Source organism: Halomonas sp. AOP43-A1-21, assembly GCF_052376775.1.
Classification (GTDB): domain Bacteria; phylum Pseudomonadota; class Gammaproteobacteria; order Pseudomonadales; family Halomonadaceae; genus Vreelandella; species Vreelandella colorata.
In genome coordinates, this window is the sequence record NZ_JBQSWC010000004.1 from 69,951 (window position 1) to 85,991 (window position 16,041).

General features: G+C 55.5%; 13 protein-coding genes and 1 pseudogene. 2 read left to right on the top strand and 12 right to left on the bottom strand.

The annotated features are described in order from the left end of the window. Positions 1–109: 109 nt before the first annotated feature. From otnC to ACT3R7_RS03735, 6 genes are all read right to left on the bottom strand, one after another. Entirely contained in the window at positions 110–757 is a 648-nt protein-coding gene (otnC, locus tag ACT3R7_RS03710; protein WP_193091123.1) for a 3-oxo-tetronate 4-phosphate decarboxylase, read from the bottom strand. Beyond that, entirely contained in the window at positions 754–2,040 is a 1,287-nt protein-coding gene (otnK, locus tag ACT3R7_RS03715) for a 3-oxo-tetronate kinase (protein ID WP_193091122.1), read from the bottom strand. Before otnK ends, otnC begins: the two co-directional genes overlap by 4 nt. Positions 2,041–2,062: 22 nt before the next feature. Then, a complete protein-coding gene (locus tag ACT3R7_RS03720) occupies positions 2,063–3,550 on the bottom strand; it encodes a tripartite tricarboxylate transporter permease (protein ID WP_193091121.1) in 1,488 nt (495 codons plus the stop codon). Between the two features lie 40 nt (positions 3,551–3,590). Next, a complete protein-coding gene (locus tag ACT3R7_RS03725; RefSeq protein ID WP_193091120.1) occupies positions 3,591–4,079 on the bottom strand; it encodes a tripartite tricarboxylate transporter TctB family protein in 489 nt (162 codons plus the stop codon). A 101-nt stretch (positions 4,080–4,180) separates the two neighbouring features. Further along, a complete protein-coding gene (locus ACT3R7_RS03730; RefSeq protein WP_193091119.1) occupies positions 4,181–5,146 on the bottom strand; it encodes a Bug family tripartite tricarboxylate transporter substrate binding protein in 966 nt (321 codons plus the stop codon). Between the two features lie 82 nt (positions 5,147–5,228). Next, positions 5,229–6,623: an NAD(P)H-dependent oxidoreductase gene (locus ACT3R7_RS03735; protein WP_193091118.1), complete on the bottom strand. Its 1,395-nt coding sequence runs from the start codon at positions 6,621–6,623 to the stop codon at positions 5,229–5,231. Positions 6,624–6,917: 294 nt separating this feature from the next. On the opposite strand from ACT3R7_RS03735, the gene ACT3R7_RS03740 reads away from it, so the two are divergent. Together ACT3R7_RS03740 and ACT3R7_RS03745 are read left to right on the top strand one after the other, a co-directional pair. After that, a complete protein-coding gene (locus ACT3R7_RS03740; RefSeq protein WP_192536652.1) occupies positions 6,918–7,583 on the top strand; it encodes a GntR family transcriptional regulator in 666 nt (221 codons plus the stop codon). A gap of 448 nt (positions 7,584–8,031) precedes the next feature. Then, the gene (locus tag ACT3R7_RS03745; RefSeq protein ID WP_192536651.1) at positions 8,032–9,639 is read left to right on the top strand and encodes a methyl-accepting chemotaxis protein; all 1,608 of its coding nucleotides are present in this window, start codon (positions 8,032–8,034) and stop codon (positions 9,637–9,639) included. Positions 9,640–9,727: 88 nt separating this feature from the next. Here ACT3R7_RS03745 and ACT3R7_RS03750 read toward each other — a convergent pair whose 3' ends face one another. From ACT3R7_RS03750 to ACT3R7_RS03775, 6 genes and pseudogenes are all read right to left on the bottom strand, one after another. Next, positions 9,728–10,156 (bottom strand): YbaN family protein, encoded by a 429-nt coding sequence (locus ACT3R7_RS03750; protein ID WP_193091116.1) that lies wholly within the window; start codon positions 10,154–10,156, stop codon positions 9,728–9,730. Between the two features lie 121 nt (positions 10,157–10,277). Next, positions 10,278–10,976, bottom strand: a pseudogene (locus tag ACT3R7_RS03755) (ATP-binding cassette domain-containing protein); the annotation flags it as partial. A gap of 56 nt (positions 10,977–11,032) precedes the next feature. Then, positions 11,033–12,067 (bottom strand): FecCD family ABC transporter permease, encoded by a 1,035-nt coding sequence (locus tag ACT3R7_RS03760; protein ID WP_496198836.1) that lies wholly within the window; start codon positions 12,065–12,067, stop codon positions 11,033–11,035. After that, positions 12,067–12,936 (bottom strand): heme/hemin ABC transporter substrate-binding protein, encoded by an 870-nt coding sequence (locus tag ACT3R7_RS03765; protein WP_192536647.1) that lies wholly within the window; start codon positions 12,934–12,936, stop codon positions 12,067–12,069. The genes ACT3R7_RS03760 and ACT3R7_RS03765 overlap by 1 nt, the downstream gene beginning before the upstream one ends. Next, positions 12,933–13,985, bottom strand: coding sequence for a ChuX/HutX family heme-like substrate-binding protein (locus tag ACT3R7_RS03770; RefSeq protein WP_192536646.1), 1,053 nt, complete (start codon positions 13,983–13,985; stop codon positions 12,933–12,935). The genes ACT3R7_RS03765 and ACT3R7_RS03770 overlap by 4 nt, the downstream gene beginning before the upstream one ends. Before the next feature lie 31 nt (positions 13,986–14,016). Then, a complete protein-coding gene (locus ACT3R7_RS03775; RefSeq protein ID WP_193091114.1) occupies positions 14,017–15,996 on the bottom strand; it encodes a TonB-dependent receptor domain-containing protein in 1,980 nt (659 codons plus the stop codon). Between the last annotated feature and the right edge of the window lie 45 nt (positions 15,997–16,041).

Here is a 16,041-nt window from a genome sequence, read left to right on the forward strand (position 1 = left end):
CCAGGCGCATAGCTTGGCTGAATGGGTATCAGCTATCGTCAGTGGTAATCGATAAGGGCAAAGCTCAATGAGCTTTGCCCTTATGTTTTAAATGCTCTTACTGAATAGCTTAATCCCTTGGAAACCGGGCTTCCAATTCAGCAACCTGTTCAGGCGTCAGCGCACGTGGGTTTTCACCGCGCAACAGCAGAAACAGCTTCGCTGTTTCCTCAAGCTCTTCGGTGGCATACACTGCTGCTTCGAGATTTTTACCAGCGACGACCGGGCCGTGGTTGGCAAGCAGCACGGCGCTGTGCTTGCCTGCCAGGCCGCGTACCGCTTCGCCCAACTGCTGGTCGCCCGGGATGTGGTAAGGCACCAGGGGAAGCTTGCCCACGCGCATCGCGTAATAAGCGGTGAGAGGCGGAATGCAGTCGCAGGGGTTGATACCCGGCAGGCAGGAAACCGCCACCGAATGCGTGGAGTGCAGGTGAACGATGGCGCCGGACTGAGGGCGCTCATCGTACATCGCCATATGCAGAAACTGCTCTTTGGTGGGCTTATCACCACTGATCAGTTGGCCCTGGGTATCCAGATGTGAGATGCGTGCAGGGTCCAGGCGCCCAAGGCAGGCGTTGGTAGGCGTCATAAGCCAGCCACCGTCATCCAAGCGCACGCTGATATTGCCGCTTGAACCCATGGTCAGGCCGCGATCAAACAGCGATTTCCCCAGCGTGCTGATCTGTTCGCGCAGGTGGTTCTGGTCGTGAGTGCTCATGCCAATACCTCAAACGCTCGGGTGAAGAAATCAACGCCCCCAAAGTTGCCTGACTTGAGCGCCAGGGAAAGCGGCGCCTCGCGGTTAGCTAGTGTCGCTTGTGTCCAGGGCACGCCGGGATCAATCTGCTCGCCAATACGTAGCGCTGAAATGCCCAGGGCAGATACCACTGCCCCCGAGGTTTCACCACCGGCAACCACCAGTCGGCCAACGCCTTCATTGACCAGAGTAACGGCAAGCTGGCTTAACGCTTCTTCGACTAGCTGGCCAGCTTGCTCTACGCCCAGTTCCGCCTGAGCGGCCTTGACCTTTTCAGGATCGGCCGAGGCGTAGATCAGAGCAGGTGCATCTTGTTCAAGGCGCTCGAACGCGAAGGCCAGCGCCTGTTCCCACTGTTTATCGCCCTTGGCCAGGGCCTGGGGGTCAAGCGCAAAGCCCGCGCCAGGATGACGGGCCAGAAAATCAGCGACCTGAGCAAGCGTTGCTCGTGAGCAGCTGCCTGACAATACCAACATATTGCCAGAGGCAGGCTGAAGGCGCCCTGGCTCGGCAATTTCGGCAAGCCAACCCTGTTTACGGTACTGGGCAGGCAACGCCTGGCCAAGCCCTGAGCCGCCGGTTACCAGAGGCATCGTTACCGTTGCCTCCGCTAATACGTCAAGATCGCTGTCATCGACGCTGTCGCAAATGACATGGCGTATGTTTTCAGCTGCTAAAGCGTCAAGGTGTTGACGAGTAGCCTCGCCGCCTTTGGCTAGCATAGCGCGGTTGGCCAAACCAACGGCGTGAGAGGTCTGACGTGAAAGCACGCGAACCAGATCCGCATCGGTCATGGGCGTTAACGGGTGGTGCTGCATGCCGCTATCGTTAAGCAGGCGGTCGCCAACGAACAGGTGCCCTTGATATACCGTACGGCCATTAATCGGAAACGCCGGGACCATCACGGTTTGCGAGACGCCGAGTCGATCAAGTAGCGCATCTGCAACCGGGCCGATGTTGCCCTTGTCGGTTGAATCAAAGGTCGAGCAGTATTTAAAAAATATCTGCCGTGCACCTTGTTCACGTAGCCATTCAAGAGCTGCTAGTGAATCGCTAGTAGCTTCTTCAACCGGACAGGAGCGCGACTTGAGCGCCACTATCACGGCATCTACGTTGCTTAAGTCGGGTGGGGTGGTCGGCACGCCGATGACCTGAACGCAGCGCATACCGCCGCGTACCAGGTTGTTGGCAAGGTCAGTGGCACCGGTAAAATCGTCGGCGATAGCGCCCAGTACGATGGTCATAGCATTCTCCAGGATACGGGCTTCAGGTAGTGGCCTTGCGATGTGCGCGTTTGATCAGCGGCGTAATCAGCGTGACGGCCAGCAGAATGAAAGCAATACTCAGCAGTGTGGCGCTGATAGGACGATCAATAAAGATGCTGAAGTCGCCTTGTGACATGGATAGTGCCCGGCGCAGCTCGCTTTCTGCGATAGGGCCCAAAACCAATCCCAAAATAATCGATACCAATGGAAAGTTGATTTTCTCAAGCAGATAACCCAACACGCCAAAGCCCATCATCAACCATACATCAAACATAGAGTTGCGCACCGAAAAAGTCCCCACGATGCAGCACATGATAATGATGGGGCCAAGCGCGGAATAAGGTACATTCAGCAATTTGGTAAACAGCACGATGAACGGCTTTGAGAAAAGCAGAATCATGAAATTGACGATAAACAGCCCGGCAAATACCGCGTAGATCAGGTCACTGCTGGTCAGCATAAACATTGGCCCAGGCTGCAGGCCATGCATGATAAAAGCGCCCAGAATAACGGCCGTAGTGCCACTACCCGGAATACCCAGCGCAAAAAGCGGCACCAGTGCACCCATGGCCGCTGCGTTATTGGCAGACTCCGGGGCGGCAATACCTTCCGGCGCGCCCTTGCCAAATTTCTCAGGATGCTTGGACCAGCGGACCGTTTCACTATAGCTCACCATCGCCGCGGTACTGGCACCGATACCCGGCAGGATACCGATGACGACCCCGATAATGGATGAGCGTGACAGGGTCATGCCAATCTGGCGCAAAATGGGAAGATCAAAAATCTTTACCTTCACCTTTTTCAGCGGTTGATGGCTTTCATGGTCCAGCGTGCGTTTCATGACTTCTGACACGGCAAACAGGCCGACAATAACCGGAATCAAACCCACGCCTTCGGCCAGATTAAGATTGCCAAAGGTAAAGCGGCTGGTGCCGGTGAGCGGATCAATACCAATAGTGGCAATGAATAAACCTAGCGCCGCACCAATCAAGCCAAATATGAGACGACCGCCTAATGAAGCTACCACGGTTAAACCGAGTACCGCCAAGGCAAAGTACTCGGGAGATGAAAACTTCAAGGCCATTTTGGCCAGCATGGGCGTGAATATAATCAGTGCCACGGTGCCTACAAGCCCGCCGATAGCCGAGCTTAAAACGCCGATGCCTAAGGCTTTGCCTGCTTCGCCACGTTGCGTCATGGGATAGCCGTCAAACGCCGTCATTACCGCTTCAGGCGTGCCGGGAGCCCGGTAAAGAATAGCGGTAATCAGACCCGAAAAGACCGTGGCGCCATAAATAGCGGTCAGCACCATAAAGGCCGTGGTCGGCTCCATGCCATAAGTAACCGGCAGTAGGATAACCACCAGAATAACGCCGCTGATGCCGGGTAGTGCGCCGCCAATAAAACCGATAAACACGGCAGAGGTTAAGAGCAACAGGTTGAGTGGCTGCATCACCACGGCTAACCCGCCCAAAAAATGTTCTAGCATAGTCGACTCCCTAGAAGGTTGGGTCGGTTATGGGGCAGCCTTACGGCATGGGGATACCGAGCAGCGAAACGAAAACGCCCTGCATCAGTACGCCAGCAATAACTAACGTAATGGCAATGGTCAGCCATGAGCGGGCACCCAGAAGCAGTGTGCCAATAAAGGTAAATATCAGGCTGGCGATTAAAAAACCGACGCTGTCCATCAAGAGCGTGTAAGCGATAGCCGCCGCTATAAACCACCAGTGACGAGTGCGTCCAAGGGAGAAACGTGACGAAGATAGCGCTGTTTCAGCCGCGGTGTCCGACGTGGACTGATGCTCAGTGGCTAATGCCTTCTTGCGGTCACTCCATGTGATGGCGAGCAGTATAAGGCCCAGCGTAAACAGAGCGATCAGCAGTGTTAATGGCCAAACGCGAGGCCCGATAAACGTGGACACTTGAGCAGAGCTTGGGAATTGCAGCGTGGGATAAAGACTCACCACCGCGAGTGACACGACCCCCAGCGCAAAAAGAGTGATCCTGGCGTGCATGGTAAACCCTGAAGGGGACAGTGAAAGGTCGGCCCCATAAGGCCGATCTTTCAAATGGATACAGGAGGGGCATGCCCCTCCACTCACCAGTAACTACTGGTTTAGTCGTTTTGCAGCAAGCGTGAGTAAAGCTCATAGTTGTTCTCAAGCCGCTGGCGGTATTCGTCGCTACCCATCCAGCCTGCACGGTAGTCAAGGTTTACACGCTCCGCGTAGCTCTGATACTCCTCGGAGTCGTAAACATCCTTGAAGGCGCCTTCCAGACGTTCCAGAATCGGCGTTGGCGTATCAGCATGTACAAAAATGGCGCGATCGTTACCGTCGGTCAGATCCCAGTCGTTTTCAACCGTGGTCGGCACATCCGGGTAGTCTTCAAGGCGCTCATCGCTGAAAACCAGAATCGGCATCATCTGGCCGGCTTCGATGTAGCTTAATAGTGGGCTCAGCGAGGTGGTGGTCGCATCAATATTGCCGCCCAGCACGTTAGCAGTGGCATTGCCGGTGCTGTCATAAGGGATAAAGTTCATGTCCAGACCCGACGCATCACGCAGCGACAGGAAAGCCACGTGGTCAGGACTTGCCGTATGGGTACCCCCAACGGTGACTTTGCCAGGATTTTCCTCAGCGTATTTCACGAATGATTCAAAATCAGGAAAACGCTCCGGATTAACAAAAAGCGCCATTACGTCAGACTGCATACGCGCAACCGGCGTTAACTGATCCAGACCCACTGGGTTCTGGCCCGCCGCAAGTGAGGTCACAAGCGTCGTGGAGGCAAAGTCCAGAGTGTGGCCATCAGCCGCGCTTGTCGCGGTACGCTGGTGGGCTAAAGCGCCGGACGCGGCGGGCAGATTTACTACCGTAATGCGCGCGCCGCCAATAGCTTCTTCAAACATCGGGCGAACGACCCGAGCGAAGTTATCAGTACCACCGCCAGCACCCGCGGCTACCAAGAACTGGATCGGCTTGCTGGGGAAGTTATCGGCATCGCTTGCACTTGCGCCGGTAGCCGCACCGAGCATGGCAAGACCTAGAGCAGCGTATTTAACACTATGTTTAGTAATCATAATTTTCTCCATGGTGATTGTTATTGCTTTTAGGGGCCATCAATACAGAAAGTAGGCACTTTAAAAGGCGCTCTACCGCTAGTTACTGGCTGTCGGCTGTAAAAAACAGATCATCCTGTTTAAGACGAAGCTCATGTAATCGGGAAGATGGTAGCGTGACATCGGCTAGGGTAATGGGTTGATTAGGCGCAATATCGCGAATAACGTCGGCGCCTGGTAACAGATAAAAGGGGACTTTTGCGCCATCGGAAAGCGCCGCAGCGGGGTGAAGCTCTGGACGCAGCCCTTCGATGTGCCGATGGTGGCCTTTCATCTCAAGGCGTTGGCCCGCTTTGATCGCTTGAGTGGCGCGCGCGGTCAGATCGAATTTAGGCGTGGTGGCATGACCGCCACCGGACGTTAAGCCGTTGAGTACCACATCGAGCAGAGAAATGGGCGCTTCCAGGCCCAGCAAATGGCGCGGCAGATAAACCATGGCGCTATTGCCGCTGCGGCTTAGTACGTGACCTTTATCGCGCAGCAGTGTCCAGACATGCGGGTCTTCACAGCGCACCACTACAAACACACCGCCAGCAAAGCTCAGCTCGTCTGGACGGCGCAGGCAGTTAAAGACTTCAAGGCGCTGGTTACCTTTTAGAACACCGCCCTCTGCCTGGGTATCCAGAAGTGTGGGCACTTCTGTGGTTCGCAGTACCATGGCATGAAATTCGGGCAGGTCAGGCTGCAGGCCGGTTGCGTTGGCAACGTTGACCATCTCACATAGGTCAGGCACTGAAATCTGCGGAATAGCGGATAGAGCCTCGCCGCGGGATTTGACTGTGGCGCGTGCATCGCTATCGTCAAGCTTCCAGAGTGCGGCCATTTCAGTGGCATCGTACTGGGTGCCGTTACAGGTTACGGTGCCTTGCGCTTCATCCCAGATAAAGTCGTATTCACTACTCTTGCCAGCAGAAATGATCTCAAACCCCAGCGTTCTAGCCCATGTGACAAGGCCAATCAGCAGGCTTGGCTGGTCGCCATCCAGCGGCGTGAAAAGACGCCCCTGGTCTTCGGCCAAGCGAGTCAGGTAAGGCCCGACCACCGATTCGGTTTCCTTGGTGGCAATACCGACATGTTTACCCGCCAGCAAGGCCGCTTCTGCATAACGGGCGCCGACATCAGGAATACCGGTAGACTCAACCAGAATATCGAACGGAAGTGCCGCGACCGTTTCGAAAGAAGCCGTGGCAATAAAAAAGCCTTTCTGCCAAGCGTCTTCGGCATCGCTTTCAGAATGGCATACCATTATTTGCGTGTCGGGAATACCCGCATGGCGCAAGGCTTCAGCCGCCTTTTCAGGATTGATATCGATCGCAATACGCGCCGACAGTCCTGGCATCTGGCGGGCTTGACGCAATACGCCACGACCAAAATCACCAGCACCCGCGATACAGGCTTCAACTACCTTGGTCGTATCAAAGTGTTGTAAGTAATTCATATGTAAAAGGTATTTCCTGTTTAGGTCAGAGCTTTCTGAACGGTGACCATGAACGTATTGATGTTTTTTTGTCACGCAAACGTAGTATACAGATGCTGAAATGTAGTGGTATACCATTTTTTGGGTCAATATACGTGGCCTAGTACTTTAGTATTGCCATGTTTGTTTATCCGATTAAATTGTTGATTTAATTAAATTATTTAATTAATTAATATTTTTCTATATGCGTTATTATTTGAAAGGAAATTTTTGGTATGCCATTCTTGGTGGTCGCTAATTAAAGTGAATAACTCCATGGAAGATATCGCCCCAATCAATCACGCCGGGCTTGTTGAAAAAGTCGCGCATTACTTACGCGAACATATCGTAATGGACCATTTTCAACCGGGGCAGCGGTTACCCGAGCGTACGCTGGCCGTTGAACTGCAGGTCTCGCGCACGCCGCTACGCGAGGCGCTCAAGATTCTCGCGACAGAAGGTTTAGTGGTGATTTCCCCCAACCGCGGGGCGGTGGTGGCTGAGGTCAGCGCGGCTGATATGAAAGAGAAAGCGTATGTTTTGAGTGTGCTTGAACAGGCGGCAGCCGAACTCACCTGCGTTATTGCCAGTGATGAGGATATTGCTGAGTTTCAAGCGCTGCATTATGAAATGAAAGCAGCCTTTCTAAGGCGCGACCGACAGAACTACTTTCGTTTGAACCAGGATATCCACAACCGTATTGTGGCTTTGTCAGGTAATACGACGCTGATTGACATGCACGCCACGCTTAGCCGGCAGCTATACAGGGTGCGGTATCTTTCTAATCAGAAAAATGAGAAATGGGCAACCGCCATGGAAGAGCACGAGGCCATTCTAAAGGCGCTGGAGGCTCGTGATGGCGTACGCGTTGGGCGCGAGTTGCGCAACCATTTAGGCAAAACCTGGATAAAGTACGCCAACGGCGAGCCGGTAACTGGCTAGCTATTGAAGATGAGACAAAAGCGTATAAAAAACGGACCAGTAAGTAACGTCTTTATGGGTAAGCTAAGCATCTCACTGCCCGGTAATGCTCTATTGAATATGCCCTTCCAGTTACTATCGGCGCTTCAACAAACGTCAGCTGACCTAAAGTATCCGTTTATGATGCCGATATTACTGACGCGCTATTAACTTTCGTAATTCAACTGATGGGTCAGGTATCACATGAGTGGTACCGGTGATGATCCAGTAAGTGCTGCTGAAAGGCATACTTTTAGCCTTGGCTTACGTATGTAAATAGTTGTTTTTCTTTCCCTCCCTTCGCTCAGATAAGTTCGACGAAAAGTTGAGCCTGCTCATCATGGCGACGCCTCCCCTGGAACGCTATGACAACCCCTTTGGGCTGGCTTGAGACAATCGCTAATCCTTGTTGCATCCTGGAGCATTAAAAATGCAGTTTAGACATTTATCAATCAGCAAACAGATTGGGCTGGGCTTCCTGGTCGCTGTGCTGTTTTTGGTCCTTAGTGGTCTGTTGAGTTCGTTTAGCCTTCGAAACGTTAATCAAACTATGCAATCCCTTTATGAAGATCGCGTGGTTCCATTACGGGGGCTCAAGATTATTTCCGATGCTTACGCGGTTAATGTGATTGATGCCGTCAATAAAGCCAATGCGGGACTGATTACCGCTGAGGAGGCATTGCAAGCAGTGCAAAACGCACGTGAGGTCATTGATCACGAGTGGGCATCTTACATGGCGACGTCACTTACTCCCGAAGAAGCAAGTATGGCTTCTGAGGTGCAAAAGCGCTTTGGCCCTGCCAATAGTGCCTTGAGTGCTTTGGAAAATACGCTACAAACCTACTCCGGTATGGTCGGCGGTGAGTTGAACGCGTACAACGGACAGCTCTATTCATCTATTGATCCTATTAGCAGCGTCATCAGCGAACTCATTGACCTGCAGCTGACTGAGGCCAGGCATGGTATGGAGCGCGGTGATGCTCAGTACCGTACGTCCATGATGGAAACGATTGGGCTAGGAGCGGCAGCTGTACTGATATCAATATGGGTCGCTATTGTTATTACACGAGGTATTACCCGCCCACTGGGCCAAGCGGTCAACCAGGCGCAAGCTGTAGCGGAAGGTGATCTGTCTGGCAGTATCGAGCCATTCTCAAATAACGAGATTGGCCAGCTCCTGATGGCTCAGAAAACCATGGTCAATAGCCTGGCCGGGGTAGTTTCAGAAGTGCGGAGTAATGCAGAGAATGTGGCAACGGCCAGTGTTCAAATAGCGCTGGGCAATAACGATTTGAGTCAGCGCACTGAAGTGCAAGCTTCGGCAATTGAGGAAACGTCAGCTTCTATAGAGCAGATGGGATCAAGCGCTACGCAAAATGCGGACAATGCGCATACCGCCAGTCAGTTGGCCGTCAGCGCAAGTCACGTGGCGAAGCAGGGCGGTGACGTGGTTGAAAAGGTGGTACATACCATGCGAGATATCAACGACAGCAGCCGCCAGATCAATGATATTGTTGGTGTTATTGATAGTATTGCATTTCAGACCAATATTTTGGCACTGAACGCTTCAGTTGAGGCCGCCCGAGCGGGAGAACAAGGCCGTGGTTTTGCGGTTGTGGCTAGCGAAGTTCGCAATTTGGCTCAGCGTAGCGCTGGAGCGGCAAAGGAAATCAAGGAACTGATCGGCGTCAGCGTTGAGCGTGTTGAAAAAGGATCAGTGTTGGTTGACCAGGCTGGCACCACCATGCAGGAGATCGTCACGTCGATTCAGCGGGTCAGTGATATCGTCAGTGAAATCAGTGATGCAAGCAACGAACAAAGTACCGCAGTTGGTCAAGTAAGTGAGGCGATTAACCAGATCGATCAGACAACTCAGCAAAACGCTGCTCTAGTTGAGGAGTCTGCCGCGGCGGCTGCTAGCCTCAAGAGCCAGGCGCAGCTGCTGGTTACCGCCGTTGAGCGGTTTAAGCTGGCTAATCATCAGAGTCTCAGCTCACATACCGAACAGACATATTTGCCGAGCAACTCGCATTATTGAAGCTGTGCAGGCACTTTTCAGGCAGAAACTAAGACGCTATCTGATCATTGATAGATCGTTTAGCCCACCAGTCGGTTCCACGTGTACGTTAGTCGTTTAGCGTAGGTTCCGACCGTGTGACTAGCCATATTGCCACGCCTATCAAGAGCGCGATAATACTCCACCGTAACCAGCTGTTACTCAAATGCAGTAGGATAAATAGCGCGCTTGCGCTAATCATGCTTACAGCAATAAATTTGGCGCGCCGGGAGATCGCCCTCTCGCGCTCCCAGTTATTGATAAGCGGCCCTACATAGCGGCGCGAGCGAATCCACGCTTCAAAACGTGGTGATCCTTTAGAGGCGCAGTAAACGGCGCCCAGCATAAACTCAGTGGTCGGCAGCAAGGGCAAGAAGATACCGATGACGCCAATGCCGAAACTCAGTGCAGCAAGGCCTACCCATAAGGCACGTACTAGCGTGATGGGTTGCTTTGAGTGGCGCTTTTGGGGCGAGCCGATGGGTGATTTCTCGTTCATGTATCCAGCTTCTCATGGATAACCGTGATTAGCGATGCGCCAGGTCAGTTTTGACAGGCTAATACGTTAATGCGCTAAGCATACTACGCCGTATTTAAAACTGCTTAACTCTCTCGACGCATTAGCGTGCCAGGGCAAGAAGCGGAGGAGACGCTGCGTGGTTCGCGGTCGCTTGAAACTCTGCGCCGTACACATCAGCGATGCGGGCGGGGGTTAGCACGTGATGCGGCTTGCCGTAGGCTATACGCTGCCCCTGATGAAGTAGCCACACCCCGTCGGCGTAAGTAGCGGCTAGGTTCAGGTCGTGTAGGACACATACGATGGCCATATGATGCTGTGTGGCCCAGGTGCGTAGTTGACGCATTAGCCGCTGCTGCTGGCCAATATCCAGCGCGCTAGTAGGTTCATCCAGCAGAAGCAGGCCGCCATCCTTTGCTGTGTTTGAGCGCCGCGAGAGCAACTGGCAGGCGCCGCGGGCGATCATCACTCGCTGGCGCTCGCCGCCCGAAAGCGAGAGTACGCTGCGCTTGGCGAGCGGGACGAGGTCCAGGTCATTGAGCAGTTCGGCGATGAGTGCTTTTTCAGGGTTGCTCCCCAGACACACCAATTCTTCCACTCGCCAATCGAACCCGACAGGTTCCTGCTGAGCGACTAGCGCACGGCGGTTGGCGAGCGCGTTGACCTCCCATTCATGCAGCAAGTGGCCATCCAACTGTACGCTGCCCTGTTCGCAGCGGCGATAGCCTGACAGCATGCTGAGCAGCGTGCTCTTGCCCGCACCATTAGGCCCTACAATCGCGAGCAGTTCGCCCGGGTGGATATCGCCATCGAAAGGCGCTAGTGCGGGAATCGAGGTGAACCCCGCTTGATGCAGGGTCAGCATGACGGGCTCCGGCGCATAAGCAGATACAGAAAGTAGGGCCCGCCCAAAAGGCTCGTTAGCAGCCCGACCGGGATCTCGGCAGGTGCACCTAGCGTACGTGCCAGGGTGTCTGCGACCACTAACAGCAGCGCCCCGCCCAGCATTGAGGCAGGCAGGAGTAGCCGGTGCCCAGGCCCTAGCCAAAGCCGTAAACAGTGGGGAACCAGCAGGCCAAGAAAGCCAATGACACCCGTGAGTGCCACGCAAAGCCCGACGCCAAGTGAGGTGGCCACGACAATGCGGCGTTTCAGGCGGTTGGCATCCAGCCCCGCCGCATGGGCTGTGGTCTCACCTAGCTGAAGCAGGTCAAGTTCGCTGGCGCTGCGCATTAGCATCCACAGTGCCAGGCTAATCAGTACCAGGGCGATAGCGGTGGTTCGCCATAAGGCATGGGTTAGCGTGCCCATCCCCCACAGGCTCAGTTGGCGCAGCTGTTCATCACTGGCGATAAACGCAAGGACACCACCCGCAGCACCGGCCAGGGTGTTAATCGCCAGGCCCGCTAGCAGCAGGGTCATAACAGCGGCACTGCCACCCTGGCGTTTGGCCAAGCCAAACACGATCACACATACGCTCAGTGCCCCCAAAAAGCCCGCAGCGAACTGACCGTAAAGGCTGTTGGCAGCGCTATCCTGAAAAACAACGATCCATAGCGCCACAAATAGCCCGGCACCGCTGGCAAGGCCGAGCAGCGTTGGGTCGGCTAAAGGGTTACGAAATAGCCCCTGCATGGCTGCGCCGCTGCCCGCGAGCATGGCGCCTACGGCAACCCCCAGCAGCAAGCGCGGTAAGCGCAGCTGCCACCAAACCTGTGTGCTGAGCGTATCTGCATTGCCGCTTAGCAGTGCCCATGGGGAAAGCCCTAACGCTCCTGACGCCGAGCCCCACGCCAAGGCAAGTAACAGCGCAAGCGTTAAACTGATAAGGACTCGTGGAGCGCGCCCCATCGGTCGCATCGTGCGCTGACGATAAGCCGTTAAGCTGACCATTACGGCGCAGCCAGCGCAGTGGGCGAGACGTTAAGTATCGCTTCAACATCCTGGCGTAAGGCTAACAGCAGGTCGGGCGCACGCGGCCCAAAGCCCAACAGTGCCTGATCATCGATAACGATTAACCGCTGCTTCTGGCCTGCCGGAGTAAGTGCCATACCGGGTAATTGCCATAAGGCCGTTGGGCCGCCCATAGCCTCTAAACCGCGCGCCGACATAATGATCAGCTCAGGCGCCTCGCGCACCAACGCCTCGGCGCCAACGCTGTGGTAGCCCTCCATTGCTGCGAAGGCGTTTTCCAGCCCGACGGCTTCAAGCGCCGTATGCGCCGCGGTTTGGCGACCAGCCGCACGCGGCGTTAAGCCGCTATGCTGGAGAATAAACATCGTCCGAGTTGAAGGTAAGGGGGGCAAATCGGCTAGGTATTCAAGCTTGTCAGTCAAGGTTTGCGCTAAAGCGTTGGCTTGTTCAGGCCGGTCAGTGTAGCCACCCACCGCGCGAACCTTTTCAGCAATGGCCGCTAGCGTAGCGGGTGCGTTAACCACATCCAGCGTAACGCCGACAGCGTCCAGCTGCTCAAGCACTTCTTTAGGGCCGGCATGCTGATTGGCAAGGATACGGTCAGGCTGAACCGACAGTACGCTTTCGGCCGAGAGCTGGCGCAAGTAACCTACGGAGGGCAGCGCTGTCAGGGGCTCAGGATAGAGAACCGTATCGTCGCGGGCGACCAAATTAATGTCAGCATTCAAGGCCGAAAGCGTTTCAGCAATATCGCCGCCCAGCACAACCCAACGTTCGCTGGCGCTCGTTTCCAGGCTGAACAACAGCGCAAGCAAAACGCTGGAGAGCAGTCGAATATGCTGCTTCATGCCACGGCCTCACGCTGATGAAGCTCATTCAATAGCTGCCGCCAGGCGGCGGATTCTGGGTTGCCCTCGCGGCGCTCGGCATATAGTTGCAGGACTAATGAGCCTTGTGCGTCAAACGCTTCAATACTGGTGACGCCTCCATCACGATTGGGTTTAGACACTTGCCACACCTGATCAATGGCAGTGTCGTCCAAGTGCAGGGTAAAGCTATCGCCAAACAGATTCAGCCAGCCCCGTGCGCGCTGGGGTGTGGGCAGTGTGCCCGTGCGGATTTGTACGCAGCCGGGGCTGGCGACAAACAGCATGAGTGGCAAGGTGTGCTGGCTTGCCTGATGGAGCACGTTTTCCAATATGTTAGCCGGTAGCGCTCGGGTGTAGTGGCCCTCCATCAGCTGGTTGGCCTCAATACGCTCCAGGCGATGGCGCTGCAGCAGAGCGAAGAATTGATGCACGTCCTGCATCGCTCCCCATTCGCTCGCAAGGTCGGGGGCGTTGGGAAGCGGGCGTTTTAGGCGCGGTGCACTCTGAGTGAACGCCGGAGTGTCCTGGGTGCCGAGTGCTGCTAACGCGTTCCAGGCGCTGGGAAGCGGTGTTTCCAGCGCAAAGCATTTGTGCACGGCGCAGCCGTGCTGGTTAAATATTTGCAGGCTCCAGCGCCACTCCTTTGAGCCATCTTGCGAAGGCATGGCATCGCGAATCAAGCACACCCAGTGCCAGTGGGGATACAGCAAGCGAAGATCCAAACCGCCAGGGTCGAGCAGCAGACCTGTTTGGGATCCGCCACGCAGTTCAGGATAGACCCCGGTTTGCTCAAGTACGGCCAGGCGTGAGCGGGTCAGCGATTTTACGCGGCCAAGCGTGGGCAGATAGCTTGCGATCTCGCTGGGTGGCAAGGGCAGTGTCCATACATCACGGCCCAGGCGAGCCGCCTGTAACTCGCCTTCGCTAATGGCTAGACGCTCGGCAATGTCGATGGCGGGCAGACGCGGCTGGGCCGCCCGCGCAGCATCAAAGGCTTCCAGAATAGCGATTTGTTGGGATTGAGTCATAGCGCACCTATATCGAGTTCACTGAATGGATTTACCACTGCCAGTTGAGGGTAGCGAACAGGCTGCGCCCATCGCCTAAGCTGCCATCGGGGCGGTACCACACTTTATCGCCCAGGTTGGCCAGGCGTAGCGAGGTATCAATGGCGGGGGTAAGGCGCCAAGCCAGGTGCACATCGTGCAGCCCATAGCCAGGCAGACGCTCGTCATCGCCCTGTTTATCAAAATCACGCGCCAAGCGGCTTTGCCAGCCGATACGCACATCATGGTTGTAGAGCGCCACTTCACTGCCGAGGGTCACTTCCATGGGGGTCTGACTGCCTAGCGCGCCGCCGCTGTCGCGGTCTTTACCGGAAACTTCTGAGAGTCCTATAAAGCTTGTAAGCAGAGGAAAGGCGCCGGGCTGCCAGGCAACGCGAGCGTCATAGCCCCATAGTTGGGCGCGCTGTACGTTCACGGCCTGAGTGGTACCCGCCATAATGTCGACCTGGGTGTCGATAAAGTCATCGGCGCGGGTGTCGAAGTAGCTGGCGCGCACCTGCCAATCGCCTTGATGCCAGACCACGCCACTTTCCCAGGTATGGCTGGATTCAGGAGACAGGTTAGGGTTAGGCACCCAGTAATTGTCGGGGGTACAGAAGAAAGGCCCGGCGCAGAAACCGGCAAAGTGGCGCTCGTTGGCGTATAGCTCAGAAAGGCTCGGCGCGCGGAAGGCTTCGGCGTAACCGGAGAACAGCATCAGCGCTTCATCGGGGCGCCAGGCCAGGCGAAAACGTGGCGAGACCTGGTCATGCACGCTATCGGCATCGCCTTGGCCGGTGGCGTCGTAACGGTCATAGCGGGCCCCCAGGCCTACATCAAACTGGCCGGCACCGCCCTCTGCTAGATAGCGGCCAGCGGTTAGCGTGGTGTCTAAATAAGCGGCCTGAGTGTCGATATCGGCTTTTGGAAAGCCGTTGGCGTTACCCTCCGGGCGCTGGCGCGCCTGCTCCAGTTCGCCACCAAATACCAATGTTTGGGAGAGCCAGCCGTGATTGATGGTGTGGTAGCCATCGCTTTGCAGGCCAACGCGTTCCAGCGTGCGGCTGGCTTGGGGCTCATCAATATCCTGCTGGCTAAACGTCAGTCGTGAGGTGATTTCTGTCGCTTGACCGGGCTGCCAGCGGTGGCCAAGCTGTAGATTGTTACTTTCGACATTCCGGTCGCGCAGCGGGTTACTGGCATCGCGTGATAACTGCTGAGGGTTAGCGGGCTGGGTGGCACGCTCATCGTAATGCTGCCAGCTGATAAACACCCGCTGATCGCTACTCGGCTCCCAACCGCCTTTGACCAGCAGGCTGTTGAGCGAGGCATCGTCTTCGGCCTCCTCGCCACCTGCGCGGCGAATATCACCGGACTCGCTACGGCCTATTGAAATCAGGCCATCCACTTGACCACTGGGTGCAGCGTGACGCCCAAAGGCTGTCAGACTGCCACGTAGCTCATCATTTGCTGTAGCGCCGCCAACAGAAAGCCGGGCGCCGCTGTCTTGGCCGGGGGCAAGCAAGTCCTTGGCTTCTACGCTCGTGAAACTTACCACGCCGCCCATGGCGTTACTGCCATAAAGGCTTGATAGTGCGCCTCGCGCTATCTGGACTTCCTGGATCAGCGCTGGGTCCAGGAAGAAGTTGCCTACGTGGCCAGTGGAAATATCCTGGCGAACGCCATCCAGTCGAACCAGCACGCCCTGGCGGCCAAACCCCCGCATGCTCAGCGTTTGACCGTTACGCCGTCCTGGCCCGGCCACATGCAGGCCTGGTTGACGGCTCAGTACATCTTCAATGCGGCCAGCGGTAGCCAGAACGGCATCATCACGGTCGATAATATCGATAATCAACGGTGCGCGAGAAAGGTCGGTAGGCGTCCGCGTGCCGGTAACGGTCACTGGATCCGCCGTTGATTGCGCTAACGCAGGGGCGATAAGCAAGGGGCAAAGAGCAAGGTAAAGCGGGCAAAGCGAGTAAACACGTTTCATGAGCCAGACCGTTCCAACAATAAGGAGGGTAATTGAAGCTGGCTG